Origin of the sequence: Streptomyces sp. NPDC026206 (genome assembly GCF_040638465.1) — a bacterium.
GTDB lineage: Bacteria > Actinomycetota > Actinomycetes > Streptomycetales > Streptomycetaceae > Streptomyces.
On the sequence record NZ_JBEZYL010000001.1, the window covers coordinates 483,264 to 496,174 of the forward strand.

Consider the following 12,911-nt stretch of genomic DNA (forward strand, 5'->3'; position numbering starts at 1 on the left):
TACTCCTTGAGTACTCCTTAGTAGGCAGCCTAGGAGACGCTGCTCCGCACCGCCAGACGATCTGTGACCGCCACCACAAAGGTTCGGGCGTGATCGTCTCGTAACATTGCCCGCATGTCTTCGACCGAGTCGCCGGATGCCCGCGCCGTACCCGTGGTGCCCCCAGCGCGCTCCTCGCGGGTCAGTGAGGGCGAGAAGCTGCGCACGGTGGCCCTGCCCGGGCTCACGCTGACCGTGCGCTCCCGGCCCCCGGCCGACGCCCCCGGCAGGCCGCTGCCGCCCGCCCTCTATGTCCACGGCCTCGGCGGGTCCTCGCAGAACTGGTCGGAGCTCATGGAACGGCTCGCGGACGTCGTCGACGGCGAGGCGCTCGACCTGCCCGGCTTCGGCGACGCGCCGCCGCCGGAGGACGGCGACTACTCCATCACCGGGTACGCGCGCGTGGTCATCCGCTACCTCGACGCCGTCGAGCGCGGTCCCGTCCACCTCATCGGCAACTCCATGGGCGGCGCCGTCGCCACCCGCGTGGCCGCCGTCCGCCCGGACCTCGTCCGCACCCTCACGCTCGTCTCGCCCGCCCTGCCCGAGCTGCGCCCCCAGCGCACGGCGGTGCCCACCGCGCTCCTCGCCGTGCCGGGCATCGTCTCCTTCTTCGCCCGCGCGACCAAGGACTGGACCCCCGAGCGCCGCACGCGCGAGGTGCTCGCCCTCTGCTACGGAGACCCGGCCCGGGTGACGCCCGAGGGGTTCGCCCTGGCCGTCGCCGAGTACGAGCGGCGCCTGGAGCTCCCCTACTTCTGGGAGGTCATGGGCCGCTCGGCGCGCGGCCTCGTCGACGCGTACACACTCGGCGGACAGCATTCGCTGTGGCGCCAGGCGGAGAAGGTGCTTGCCCCTACTCTGCTCGTGTACGGAGTGCGCGACCAGCTCGTCTCCATCCGTATGGCCCGCCGCGCGAGTAAGGCATTCCGCGACTCGCGGCTGCTGACGCTTCTCGAAGCGGGTCATGTCGCGATGATGGAGGACCCGGACGTGGTGGCTCGCGCCTTCCGGGAACTGCTCGCGGATACCGCCACGACATCTGAACGGAGCGCCCCGCCCCGTGGGTAAACACAGCGCACGCGCCGACCGGGCCCCTCGTGGGTCCGCCGCTGCCGCCGCTCCCGGTACGGGCCGCCGCCGCGCCCCGGACGGCGGCCCCGCCGTCCACGGCCGCGCCAACCCCGGGGCGGCGTCCGCCGTGCCGGGCCCGGGCCCGGGGCGCAGGCGCGGCGGCACCTCCGGCGTCGAGGCCGCGGAGCTGGCGGCCGACTTCGACGCCGGGTTCGGCCCCGACTACGACGCGGGCTACACCGCGGGCCTCGGCTCGGGGTCCGGCTCGGGCTCCGGCCCGGGCTTCGGTCAGGAGGAGACCGCCCGCCCGTCCGCGCGCGGCGGTCACCCCGAGCAGCGCGACGCGGTGCTCGGCTGGGGCGTCATCGGCGCCCAGCGCGCACAGGCGGCGGGCGCCGCCCCCGCCGTACCCGCCGGTCACACTCACTTCACGACCGGGTTCATGCCCGGCGGCACGACTCCCGGGGCCGCCGGGGGCTCCTCCGATGGCTCCGACGATGCCGTCACCCACACCCGGGTGCCCATGCCCGGCGGCGTGAGCGGCCGGAACGTCACCGCGGGCGACGGCTCCCGGCGCGCCGGCACCGCCGGTGCGTCCCGCGTCCCCGGCAGGAGGGTGGCGCGGACCGTGACCGGGGTCGCCGCCGCGCTGGTGACCGCCGTGCTGGCCGTCACGGTGGCCGGGCAGGTGCAGGAGAGCGCGGACGGCAAGGCGCAGGCGCACTCCGCGGACGTCGGCAAGCGCCCGGAGGCGGACATCGCCTCGCGCTCCGACAGCAGACCCACGCCCAACGGCGGCGCCGAGGTGCCCGTCACGTACGAGCAGAAAATGGCGAAGAAGTACCCACTGGAGGCGCAGGCGGGCGCTTCGGGTGAATTCGAGGCCGTGGGAGGCGAGGACAAGGCTCCCGGTAAGGGTGATGTCCTTCGTTACCGCGTTGACGTGGAGAAGGGGCTGCCGCTCGACGGCGCCCTCTTCGCCGAGGCCGTGCACCGCACGCTCAACGACGAACGCAGCTGGGGCCACGGCGAGAGGCGCACGTTCGAGCGCGTCTCCTCGGGCGACACCGACTTCGTCGTCACCCTCGCCAGCCCCCGGACGACGGCCACCTGGTGTGCCAAGTCGGGCCTGGACACCACCGAGGACAACGTCTCCTGCGACTCCGCCGCGACCGACCGTGTCATGATCAACGCCTACCGGTGGGCCCAGGGTTCGCAGACCTACGGCGACGAGATGCACGCGTACCGGCAGATGCTGATCAACCATGAGGTCGGTCACCGCCTCGGCCACGACCACGAGTCCTGCAGCGCGCAGGACGCCCTCGCGCCGGTGATGATGCAGCAGACGAAGTTCCTGACGACCGACGGCAGGACCTGCCGCCCCAACGCCTGGCCCTTCCCCGGCCCCGACCCTCGTCCCACTTCCTGAGACCTGGCGTCTTTCCATGTGAGACACCTTTGCCACGGGGCGAAAATTCGTTCAGTCTTCTCCGCATGTCGCACCACCACGCCTCCGAGATCGCCGGCTTCGAGCTGGCGCTGATCGGCGTGGCCGTGCACGCAGTCGCCGACATCCTCTGTCGCTGAGACCGCTCTTTCCCCCGCGCCCCTGCGCGCTGCCCGGCAGCGTCGCGTCCGCCGGGGGCGGTCCAGCGCTCCGTGCGCTTCCTGAAACCGCCTTCCGCGGGTGCTTCCTGCCCTCCTTCACCGGCACCCCGTCGCTTTCCGCGAAAGGCTTTACCTGTCATGCGTCACATGTCCGTCATATCCCGTCGGGTGGCCGCTGCCGCCGTCAGTGTGGTCCTGGTCGGCGGCGCGGCGGCGTGCGGCCCGGAGAAGAGCGGCGGCGACGCCGGGAACGGCGGCGCCGAGGGCGCGCCCAAGAAGGGCGGCACGCTCACCGTCCTCAACAGGGCGCCGCAGAAGCAGTTCGACCCCGCCCGCCTCTACACCTCCGGCGGCGGCAACATCCCCTCCCTCGTCTACCGCACGCTCACCACCCGCAACCGTGAGAACGGGGCCGAGGGCACCAAGGTCGTCCCCGACCTCGCCACGGACACCGGCACCCCGAGCGACGACGCCAAGACCTGGACGTTCAAGCTGAAGGACGGCCTGAAGTACGAGGACGGCTCGCCCATCACCTCCGCCGACGTCAAGTACGGCGTCGAGCGCTCCTTCGCCGCCGAACTCTCCGGTGGCGCCCCCTACTTGCGGGACTGGCTGATCGGCGGTGACACGTACCAGGGCCCCTACAGTGAGAAGAAGGGCCTCGACTCCATCGAGACGCCCGACGGGAAGACCATCGTCTTCCGCCTGAAGAAGCCCGAGGGCGACTTCCCCTACCTCGCCACCTCCACCCAGTTCGCCCCCGTGCCCAAGGCCAAGGACACGGGCGTCAAGTACGCGGAGCACCCGGTCTCCTCCGGCCCGTACAAGGTCGTCAAGAACGTGGGCGACGGCGAGCAGCTGACCCTTGAGCGCAACTCCAACTGGTCCGAGGAGACCGACAAGGAGCGGCACGCCTACCCCGACCGGATCGAGGTCAGGTCCGGCCTGTCCTCGGCGGTCATCAACCAGCGGCTGTCCACCGGCTCCGGTGCCGACGCCGCCGCCGTGACCACCGACACCAACCTCGGCCCCGCCGAACTCGCCCAGGTCTCGGGCGACAAGAAGCTCGCCGGCCGGGTCGGTACAGGCCACTTCGGCTACACGAACTACCTGGCGTTCAACCCGAAGGCCAAGCCGTTCGACAACCCGAAGGTGCGCGAGGCCGTCTCCTACGCGGTCAACCGCACCAGCGTCGTCAACGCCGCCGGCGGCTCCTCGCTCGCGGAGCCCGCGACGACCTTCCTGCCCGGCCAGAAGTCCTTCGGCTTCACGGCCTACGACCACTTCCCGGCGGGTGCCAAGGGCGACGCCGCCAAGGCCAGGCAGCTGCTGAAGGAGGCCGGTCACGAGGACGGCCTGGAGATCACCCTCACCCATTCCACCGCCCAGAACTTCGAGACCGGCCCGGAGATCGCCACCGCACTCCAGGCCGCGCTCAAGGACGCCGGCATCAAGGTCAAGCTGGAGGGCCTGGAGGACAACGACTACGAGGAGAAGGTCCACAGCGTCGACAAGCAGCCGGGCCTCTTCCTCGCCCACTGGGGTGCCGACTGGCCCTCCGGCGGCCCCTTCCTCGCGCCCGTCTTCGACGGCCGGCAGATCGTGAAGGACGGCTACAACTTCAACGCCTCCCGGCTCGACGACGCGAAGATCAACGACGAGATCGACGAGATCAACAAGATCACCGACCATGACGCCGCCGCTCAGCGCTGGGGCGCCCTGGACAGGAAGATCGGCGAGCAGGCCCTGACCGTGCCGCTCTTCCACCCGGTCTACAAGCGCCTCGTCGGCAAGGACGTGAAGAACGTCCTGATCAGCAACTGGACCGGTGTCCTCGACGTCTCGCAGGTCGCGGTCAAGTGACGGACCTCCTCATCACCCAGGAACCGGAGGCGGGAGCCGCTCCCGCCTCCGGCGCCCGGCAGGTCCGGCGGCGGCTGCGTGCGCGCAAGTCCGCGCTCGCGGCCGCCGCCGTGCTGGGCCTGCTCGTCCTCCTCGCCGTCGCCGCGCCCCTGCTGGCCGCGCTCGAGGGCCAGGACCCCAACGCCTACCACGACACCCTCGTCGACTCGGCGCGCGGCGGCGTGCCGCTCGGCGGCTTCGGCGGCGTCAGCGCCGAGCACTGGCTGGGCGTCGAACCGGGCACCGGCCGCGACCTGTTCGTACGCCTCCTCTACGGAGCCCGCGTCTCGCTGCTCGTCGCCGTCGGCGCGACCCTCGTCCAGATCCTGATCGGCGTCGGCACCGGCCTGGCGGCCGCGCTCGGCAACCGCTTCGTCGAGAGCGTGCTCACCCACGTCACCGATGTGATGGTGGCGATGCCCCTGCTGGTCTTCGCCATCGCCCTGATGGCCGTCGTCCCGGCCGACTTCCCGCGCCCGGTGCTGCTCGCCGTCGCCATCGGACTGCTGCAGTGGGGCGGCATGGCACGGCTCGTCCGCGCCCAGACGCTGAGCCTGAAGAAACTCGACTTCGTCTCGGCCGCCCGGCTGACCGGCGCCTCGACCCTGCGCGTGGCCCGGCGCGAACTGCTGCCCTCGCTCGCCGCGCCCGTGATCACCTACGCGGCCGTCCTGCTGCCGACCAACATCGTGCTGGAAGCGAGCATGTCCTTCCTCGGAGTCGGCGTGAAGCCCCCGACCCCCTCCTGGGGCCACATGCTCTCGTCCGCCACCACGTGGTTCCGCGCGGACCCCCTGTACGTGCTGCTGCCGGCGCTCCTGCTGTTCGTCACCACGCTCGCCTTCACCGTCCTCGGCGACGGGGTGCGCACCGCGCTCGACCCGCGCGAGGCCTCACGGCTCGGCGTCGGCAGGAGCCGGCGCAAGGCGCGTACGGGGGGCGCGGCATGACCGGATACCTCCTGCGGCGCGCCGCAGGCGCACTCGTCGTCGTCCTCGTGCTGTCCGCCGTCGTCTACGCGACCTTCTACATCGCGCCCGGCGACCCCGCGCGCCTGGCCTGCGGCCCGCGCTGCAACCCCGCGCAGATCGCCCAGGTCCGCGAGCAGCTCTCCCTCGGCGACCCCGTGTACGTGCAGTACTGGCACTTCCTGCAGGGCATCGTCGCCGGGCACGACTACTCCGCCGGCGCCGGGGTGCTGCACTGCGACGCACCGTGCTTCGGCTTGTCGTACCAGAACGACCAGCAGGTCACCGGCATGATCACCGAGCGGTTGCCCGCGACCGCCTCCCTGGCCGTCGGGGCCATGGCCGTGTGGCTGCTGCTGGGCACCGGCACCGGCCTGCTGTCCGCGCTGCGCCGCGGCGGGGTGACGGAACGGGTGCTGACCTGGCTCACGCTCGCCGGGACGGCCACCCCGGTCTTCATCAGCGGCCTCGGCCTGCTGATGCTGTTCTGCGCCTACCTGGCGTGGCTGCCCTTCCCGTCCTACGTGCCGCTGACCGAGGACCCCGAACAGTGGGCCTGGAACATGCTGCTGCCGTGGGCCGCGCTCGGGCTGCTGGAATCGGCGAAGTACGCCCGGCTGACCCGCAGTTCCCTGCTGGAGACGCTGGCCGAGGACCACATCCGCACCTTCCGCGCCTACGGGGTCGCCGAGCGGTCGCTCATCGGGCGGCACGCGCTGCGCGGCGCGCTCGCGCCCGTCATCGCGCTGACAGCGGCCGACTTCGGGTCGATGTTCGGCAACGCGGTCCTCACCGAGATGATGTTCGGCCTGCCCGGGATCGGGCAGCTGCTCGTGCACGCCACCACGAGCCTCGACCTGCCCGTGGTCGTCGCCGTGGTGATGGTCACCGGCACCGCCGTCGTCATCGCCAACATCGCGGCGGACGTGCTCTACGCCGTCGCGGACCGAAGGGTGGCCCTGCGATGACGACCGAACCCCTGGTCGCGGTGGACGGCCTGTCCGTCGCCTTCCCGGCCGCACCGGGCGCCGGCGACGGCCCCGTACGGGCCGTGGACGGCCTCTCCTTCGCCCTGGCGCCCGGCGCGGCGCTCGGCATCGTCGGCGAGTCCGGCTCCGGCAAGTCCACGGCCGCGTACGCGCTGCTGGGCCTGCACCGGGGTACCGGCGCCCGCGTCACCGGCTCCGTGCGCGTCGGGGGCCACGACGTGCTGGCGGCGGACGACGCCGAACTGCGCAGGCTGCGGGGCCCGGTGGCGGCCATGGTCTTCCAGGACCCGCTCTCCTCCCTCGACCCGTACCAGGCCATCGGCGACCAGATCGCCGAGGTCCACCGCGTCCACCGCCGCGACGTCTCCCGCCGGGCCGCCCGCGCCCGCGCGGTGGAGGTCCTGGACCGGGTGGGCATCCCGGACGCGGCCCGCCGCGCCCGCTCCCGCCCGCACGAGTTCAGCGGCGGCATGCGCCAGCGCGCCCTCATCGCCATGGCGCTGGCCTGCGAACCCCGGCTGCTGGTCGCCGACGAGCCCACCACCGCCCTGGACGTCACCGTCCAGGCCCAGATCCTCGGCCTCCTGCGCGAGCTGCGCGAGGAGACGGGCATGGGCCTGATCCTGGTCACCCACGACCTGGGCGTGGCCTCCGGCAACGTCGAGGAACTGCTGGTGATGAAGGACGGCCGGGCCGTCGAGCACGGCCCGGTGCACGGCATCCTCGACGCGCCGGCCAGGACGTACACCCGCGACCTGTTGGCGGCCGTCCCGCGCGTGAACATGCGCAGGCAGAGCACGCGCAGGGCCGGGTCCGACGACTCCGTGCTCCTCGAAGCCACCGGACTGCGGCGTGAGTTCGGGCGCGGCAGGCGGACCGTCACCGCCGTGGACGGTGTGTCGCTGACCGTACGCGCCGGCGAGAGCGTCGGCGTGGTGGGCGAGTCCGGCAGCGGCAAGACGACGCTCGGCCGGATGCTGGTGCGCCTGCTGGAGCCCACCGGCGGCGAGCTGCACTACCGCGGCCGCGACATCGGCGCCCTGAAGGACCGTGAGCTGCGTTCCTTCCGCAGCGAGCTGCAGATGGTCTTCCAGGACCCGGTCTCCTCCCTCAACCCGCGCCGCAGCATCGGCGAGTCCATCGCCGACCCGCTGCGGGCCGCCGGGAAGCTGGGTGAGGCTCAGATCCTGGCCCGGGTAAGGGAACTGCTGGAGCGCGTGGGCCTGGACCCCGGCGCCTACCACCGCTACCCGCACGAGTTCAGCGGCGGCCAACGGCAGCGCGTGGGCATCGCCCGCGCCCTGGCACCCGAGCCGAAGCTGATCGTCTGCGACGAACCGGTCTCCGCGCTGGACGTCACCACTCAGGCGCAGGTCGTGCGGCTGCTGGGCGAGTTGCAGCGGGACCTGGGGCTCGCACTGGTCTTCATCGCCCACGACCTGGCCGTCGTGCGCCAGGTCAGCGACCGGCTGGTCGTGATGCGGGGCGGGAAGATCGTGGAGGAGGGACCGGCGGACACCGTCTACGAACAGCCCCGGCACGCCTACACCCAGGGCCTGCTGGCCGCCGTGCCGGTGCTGGGCACCCCCCGCCGCCCGGCCGTGGGCACGGCCCACCGGACCCCCGCCGCATAGCGCGATCCAACGCCCCGCCTGCGGGAAAGTCACTCCTGTTCACCCCTTCCGGTGGCGCGACGGACAACCGTCCGCCGCGCCACCGGGAAGCGCGCATAGCGTGCTCCCCGCTGCCGTAACGGCGGCTGCCGACAAGGGAGAACGGGGGTGCGTTCGTGCGTGTGGGACTGCTTTCCGAGGGCGGGTATCCGTACGCCGCCGGCGAGGGCGGGGAGTGGTGCGACCGCTTGGTACGCGGGCTCGGCCAGCACGACTTCGAGCTCTACGTCCTGAGCCGCAGCGCCCGCCAGGAGGACAGCGGTTGGCACGCGTTGCCGGGCAACGTCCGGCGGGTCCGGGCGGCCCCCCTGTGGGGCGGTCCCGCGCCCGGGTGCGCGGGGCGCGCGTACGGCTCCTACGGACGCGACCAGCGGCGGCGGTTCACCGCCCACTTCGGGGATGTGGCCGCGGCCATCACCTTGCCGGGCGACCAGGCGTACCGTTTCGCCGACGGCCTCGACGGACTCGCCGACCTCGCCCGTGACGAAGGCGGCCTCGCCGCGGCCCTCCGCTCCGAACTGGCCCTGCGCGCTCTGGAGACAGCCTGCCGCGCGCCCGGCGCCCACCCCGCCGCCTACGGCACCCGGGTCGCCGACCTCCTCGTCGTCTCCGGGCTCCTCGAACGCGCCCTGCGACCGCTGTCCCTCGACTGGTACGGCACCGCCGACGGCGACCGCGGCCTGGCCGCCGTCGACCTCTGCCACGCCACCTCCGCCGGCCCCGCCGCCCTCCCGGGCCTGCTGGCCAAACGCTTCTTCGGTACACCGCTGCTCGTCACCGAGTACGAGGTCCGGCTGCGCGAGTACTGCCTGGCCGGCTCCGAGGGCCTCTCCCTGCCCGTACGGACGCTGCTGTCCGCCTTCCACCGGCAGCTCGCCGCACGGATCTACGCCGAGGCCGCCGTGATCACCGCCGGCGACGGGCAGGGCCGCCGCTGGCAGGAGCGGTGCGGCGCCGACCGCGCCCGGCTGCGCATCGTCCACCCCGGCATGGACGCCACCCTCTACGAAGCCGTGGGCGAGGACGACGGCCCGGGCGCCGACCACGGGCCGGCCCTGGTGTGGACCGGCGGCCCGCCCGAGCCCCACCTGTGGGAGGCCCTCGCCGCACTGCGGGACGCCGAACCGGGCGTACGGCTGCGCATCATCGGAGCACCACCGGAGTCCGCCGACAGCCCGGAAGGGGTCACCTACGGGCCGGCCTGCGGTCCCGAGGACTACGCCGGGGGCGGCGTCGTCCTCCTCTCCGGCGCCCTCGACGGCTTCCCGACGGCCCTCGCCGAGGCCATGTTCTGCGCCCGGGCCACGGTGTCACCGGACGTCGGCGCCGTCCGCGAAGTCATCGGCGGCACGGGCCTGATCGTCCCCCCGCGCGACCCGCGCGCCCTCGCCGAGGCCTGCCTGGCCCTGCTGCGCGAGCCCGGACGCCGGGCGCGCCTGGGCGCCGCCGCCCGGGCCCGCGCCCAGGAACTCTTCACCGTCGAGCAGAACGTGTCCGCGTTCGGCGCCGTCTACCTCGAAGTCCTCTCCCGCGCCCCCGTCCAGCACACCGCCCCCGACCCGTCCGTCCCCTTCTCCCACGCCGCGGGGTCCCAGCCGCCGCTCACCGCCTCCCCGCGCTCCGCCTCCCCCACCTGGGCGGGGCGCCCATGACCACATCGCTGCGACCCACCGGCGCCACCGCGACCCCCGTCGGCATAGCCGGACCCCCCGCGCACGCTCCGGACGGAGAGCACCCGGCCGACCCCGTGAAGGCGCTCATGCGACGCCACCACGCACTGTGCGCCGCGGCCGTCCACCCACTGGAGATCGCCGCGGGCCTGGAGAAGTGCGGCATCAACGACCGCGTCGCGGCGGAGTACCGCCACCGCGACGTGTTCTCCCTGGCGGAAGAGCTGCACGCGCGCGTGGAGCGCGACGCCGAGCCGCCCGGGCAGCCGTCGGCACACCCGCACGACCCGTGGCGGGCCGAGCGGGAACACGGCCCCGGCGCCTGCGCGGCGCTGCGCGGGGGCTGGGGAGCCGCCGGCACCCTGGCCTGGCTGTGGCTGGCCGCCTACGCCCTGGCCGGCGACTGGCTCGTCACCCTGCTGCTGCACGGCCGCCGGGGACTGGCCGGGCGCACCCTCGTGGCGGTCGCCGTCTCGGCCGCCGCCCCGACCGCGCTCGCCCTGGCCTGCGCGATCGCACCCGCGGCCTGGTGCGCGCACTGGTTCACCGCACGGGCGCGCAGGGTGCTCGCGGTGAGCCGGGGGCTCGCGGAGTTCGGCCGGCAGGTGCGGCCCGCCCTCCTGGTGGCGGTGGCGCTGTTCCTGGGCGCGCTGCTGGCCTTCCTGTGGCCCGCGCGCACGGCCCTGCCCACGGGCGGCCCGCTCGGCGCCACCACCCCGCCCGCCCTGGCCTATACGGCGGTGGCCGCCCTCGGCGGGCTGTTCTTCCTCGCCCGGCTGCTCGCCGCGCACGGCCTGGCCAGGCCGGCCGTCGCCGCCACCCTCGCCGCCGCCCTGGCCGAGGCCGTACCCCTGGGCACGCTGCTCGCGGCGCGGCTGCCCGGCTGCGAGGCCCTGCGGTGGCCCGTCGGCCGGGCGGCGAGCACGTTCGGGCCGGCCGCCCTGCCGCTCGTGGCGTGCGCCCTGCCGGCCCTCGCCCTGCTGGCGCACGCCGTCCCCGCGCTGTCCCGGGCCTCGGTCCACGGACACGCGGACGCCCCGCACCCGCCCCGTCCCGCCGTTCCCGTCCGCCTGGGGGCGTCTCCCGTGCCCGATGCACAGGGGCACACAAGGGGGAACAGCCCTCGCCCGGTGACCCCACACCCTGTCAGAGGAGAGCAAGCACGATGACCGTTCACCCCCTGCGCACCACCGGGCGAGAGCGAGGGCACGACCGATGAGAGTCCTGCTGCTCGGCGCCAACGGCTACCTCGGCCGGTTCGTGGCCGACCGGCTGCTCGCCGACCCCGCCGTCCAGCTGACCGCGCTCGGCCGCGGCGACGACGCGGACGTCCGCTTCGACCTGGCGAGCGGCAGCCCCGGAGCGCTCACCCGCTTCCTCAACGCCGTCCACCCCGGCGTCGTGATCAACTGCGCGGGCGCCACCCGGGGCGGGGCGCGCGAGCTGACCCGGCACAACACCGTCGCCGTCGCCACCATCTGTGAGTCGCTGCGCCGCAGCGGCTGCGGCGCGCGCCTGGTGCAGGTGGGCTGCTCCTCCGAGTACGGCCCCTCGCAGCCCGGCTCCTCCACCGCGGAGGACGCGGTGCCGCGCCCGGGCGGCCCGTACGGGGTGAGCAAGCTCGCCGCCACCGAGCTGGTGCTGGGCTCGGGCCTGGACGCCATCGTGCTGCGCGTCTTCTCGCCGGTCGGGCCCGGCACGCCCGCCGGGTCGCCGCTCGGCCGGCTCGCGGAGGCCATGCGCCGGGCGATGCAGAGCGGCGACAACGAACTCAAGCTCACGGGCCTGGGGGTGCAGCGCGACTTCGTCGACGTCCGCGACATCGCCCGCGCAGTCCACGCGGCCTCCCTGTCCGCCGCGCAGGGCGCCGTCAACATCGGTACCGGGCGGGCCGTGCGGCTGCGCGACGCCGCGACCCTCCTCGCACGCGTGGCGGGCTTCGGCGGCGCCCTGCACGAGCTGGACGACCCGCACCTGGGCAGCCCGCCCGCTTACCCCTACCCGGACGGCTGCGGCGCCTGGCAGCAGGCCGACGTGCGCACCGCCCGCGACCGGCTCGGCTGGCGCCCCCGCATCGGCCTGGAGGAGTCGCTGGCCGACATCTGGATGGAGGCGGCGTGTCGTATCTGATCTCGCCGGGGCACCGCCGATCCCTCTCGGCCCGCAAGGCCCCGCTGCGGCTCGCCGTGCCGGGCTTCGCGCACCCGCTGGTCGCCCCCGCCGAGTGGGGCGGGCTCCAGCGGACGGGGCTCCCGCTGGGCTGGGTGGTGATGGGCAGCAGCTCCCTGCGCGAGCCGGGTGGCCCGTGCGGCGGCCCCGGCTTCCGCCAGGACCCGTACTGGCTCTCCGCCGCCGTACCGCTGCGCACATCGGGCGTTCGGGTGCTGGGCCACCTGGACGCGGGGTTCGGCTCCCGCCCGTTCGGCGAACTCCTCTCGGACGCGCAGCGCTTCCTCAACTGGTACCGGGTGGACGGCTTCGCGCTGGGCCGCTGCCCGTCCGACGCCGCGGGGCTCGCGGAGACCCGGCGCGTGGCCGGCGCGCTGCGGACGCTGCTCGACGGGGCGTACGTGGTGTTCGTGCACGGCGCGCACCCGTGCTCCGGATATGCCGCCCTCGCCGACCAGTTGGTGACCTACGCCGGCCCGTGGTCCGGCTACCGCTGGTCGCAGGTCGCCGAGTGGACCGCGGAGCATCCGCCCGAGCGCTTCTGCCACCTCGTGCATGGCGTGCCGCGCTCCCACCTCGACGAGGCGCTGCGCATCGCCCGCTGGCAGGGGGCGGGCACCATCTACTTCACGGACCGCACGGACCATGACGAAGCGGACCCGTGGGAGTCCCTGCCCGGCTACTGGGACGAGATCGTCTCGCGCATCGGACCTGGTGTCTCGGAATGAGGCAGGGCGTGGCAGTGTTACGGGTAAGGGCACCTCGCACCTGCGAGGACGTTCGCGTATGCCTGATCACGTATGTCCACCGACCTACGGA

At 73.9% G+C, this 12,911-nt stretch carries 11 protein-coding genes; all 11 read left to right on the forward strand.

The genetic code is table 11. The features are described 5' to 3' along the window. The first annotated feature begins 114 nt into the window (after positions 1-114). The 11 genes from AB0F13_RS02295 to AB0F13_RS02345 all read left to right on the forward strand — a co-directional run bounded on the left by AB0F13_RS02295 (position 115) and on the right by AB0F13_RS02345 (position 12,820). Positions 115-1,110 carry an alpha/beta hydrolase gene (locus AB0F13_RS02295; protein ID WP_362073727.1) on the forward strand — a complete coding sequence of 332 codons (996 nt, stop codon included), beginning with the start codon at positions 115-117 and terminating at the stop codon, positions 1,108-1,110. Next, entirely contained in the window at positions 1,103-2,542 is a 1,440-nt protein-coding gene (locus AB0F13_RS02300) for a DUF3152 domain-containing protein (protein ID WP_362073730.1), read from the forward strand. The genes AB0F13_RS02295 and AB0F13_RS02300 overlap by 8 nt, the downstream gene beginning before the upstream one ends. A gap of 65 nt (positions 2,543-2,607) precedes the next feature. Continuing rightward, complete coding sequence (locus tag AB0F13_RS02305) at positions 2,608-2,700, forward strand: Ms4533A family Cys-rich leader peptide (protein WP_362073733.1); 93 nt, start codon at positions 2,608-2,610, stop codon at positions 2,698-2,700. A 159-nt stretch (positions 2,701-2,859) separates the two neighbouring features. Continuing rightward, positions 2,860-4,584 (forward strand): ABC transporter substrate-binding protein, encoded by a 1,725-nt coding sequence (locus AB0F13_RS02310; RefSeq protein WP_362073736.1) that lies wholly within the window; start codon positions 2,860-2,862, stop codon positions 4,582-4,584. Continuing rightward, positions 4,581-5,573: an ABC transporter permease gene (locus AB0F13_RS02315; RefSeq protein ID WP_362073739.1), complete on the forward strand. Its 993-nt coding sequence runs from the start codon at positions 4,581-4,583 to the stop codon at positions 5,571-5,573. Before AB0F13_RS02310 ends, AB0F13_RS02315 begins: the two co-directional genes overlap by 4 nt. Next, complete coding sequence (locus AB0F13_RS02320) at positions 5,570-6,559, forward strand: ABC transporter permease (protein ID WP_362073742.1); 990 nt, start codon at positions 5,570-5,572, stop codon at positions 6,557-6,559. Before AB0F13_RS02315 ends, AB0F13_RS02320 begins: the two co-directional genes overlap by 4 nt. Further along, positions 6,556-8,214, forward strand: a complete 1,659-nt coding sequence (locus AB0F13_RS02325) for an ABC transporter ATP-binding protein (RefSeq protein ID WP_362073745.1) — start codon at positions 6,556-6,558, stop codon at positions 8,212-8,214. The genes AB0F13_RS02320 and AB0F13_RS02325 overlap by 4 nt, the downstream gene beginning before the upstream one ends. Positions 8,215-8,369: 155 nt before the next feature. Further along, on the forward strand, positions 8,370-9,905 hold the full coding sequence (locus AB0F13_RS02330; protein ID WP_362073748.1) for a DUF3492 domain-containing protein: 1,536 nt from the start codon (positions 8,370-8,372) through the stop codon (positions 9,903-9,905). Further along, positions 9,902-11,092 carry a hypothetical protein gene (locus tag AB0F13_RS02335; RefSeq protein ID WP_362073751.1) on the forward strand — a complete coding sequence of 397 codons (1,191 nt, stop codon included), beginning with the start codon at positions 9,902-9,904 and terminating at the stop codon, positions 11,090-11,092. Before AB0F13_RS02330 ends, AB0F13_RS02335 begins: the two co-directional genes overlap by 4 nt. A gap of 46 nt (positions 11,093-11,138) precedes the next feature. Continuing rightward, the gene (locus AB0F13_RS02340) at positions 11,139-12,053 is read left to right on the forward strand and encodes an NAD-dependent epimerase/dehydratase family protein (RefSeq protein ID WP_362073754.1); all 915 of its coding nucleotides are present in this window, start codon (positions 11,139-11,141) and stop codon (positions 12,051-12,053) included. Next, positions 12,050-12,820: a spherulation-specific family 4 protein gene (locus tag AB0F13_RS02345; protein ID WP_362074473.1), complete on the forward strand. Its 771-nt coding sequence runs from the start codon at positions 12,050-12,052 to the stop codon at positions 12,818-12,820. Before AB0F13_RS02340 ends, AB0F13_RS02345 begins: the two co-directional genes overlap by 4 nt. The last annotated feature ends 91 nt before the right edge of the window (positions 12,821-12,911 follow it).

Excerpts from the sequence above, each read along its gene's own strand:
- AB0F13_RS02310 (WP_362073736.1), top strand. The coding sequence starts at position 2,860 with ATGCGTCACATGTCCGTCATATCCCGTCGGGTGGCCGCTGCCGCCGTC.
- AB0F13_RS02305 (WP_362073733.1), top strand. The coding sequence starts at position 2,608 with ATGTCGCACCACCACGCCTCCGAGATCGCCGGCTTCGAGCTGGCGCTG.
- AB0F13_RS02325 (WP_362073745.1), top strand. The coding sequence starts at position 6,556 with ATGACGACCGAACCCCTGGTCGCGGTGGACGGCCTGTCCGTCGCCTTC.
- AB0F13_RS02295 (WP_362073727.1), top strand. The coding sequence starts at position 115 with ATGTCTTCGACCGAGTCGCCGGATGCCCGCGCCGTACCCGTGGTGCCC.
- AB0F13_RS02335 (WP_362073751.1), top strand. The coding sequence starts at position 9,902 with ATGACCACATCGCTGCGACCCACCGGCGCCACCGCGACCCCCGTCGGC.
- AB0F13_RS02320 (WP_362073742.1), top strand. The coding sequence starts at position 5,570 with ATGACCGGATACCTCCTGCGGCGCGCCGCAGGCGCACTCGTCGTCGTC.
- AB0F13_RS02340 (WP_362073754.1), top strand. The coding sequence starts at position 11,139 with ATGAGAGTCCTGCTGCTCGGCGCCAACGGCTACCTCGGCCGGTTCGTG.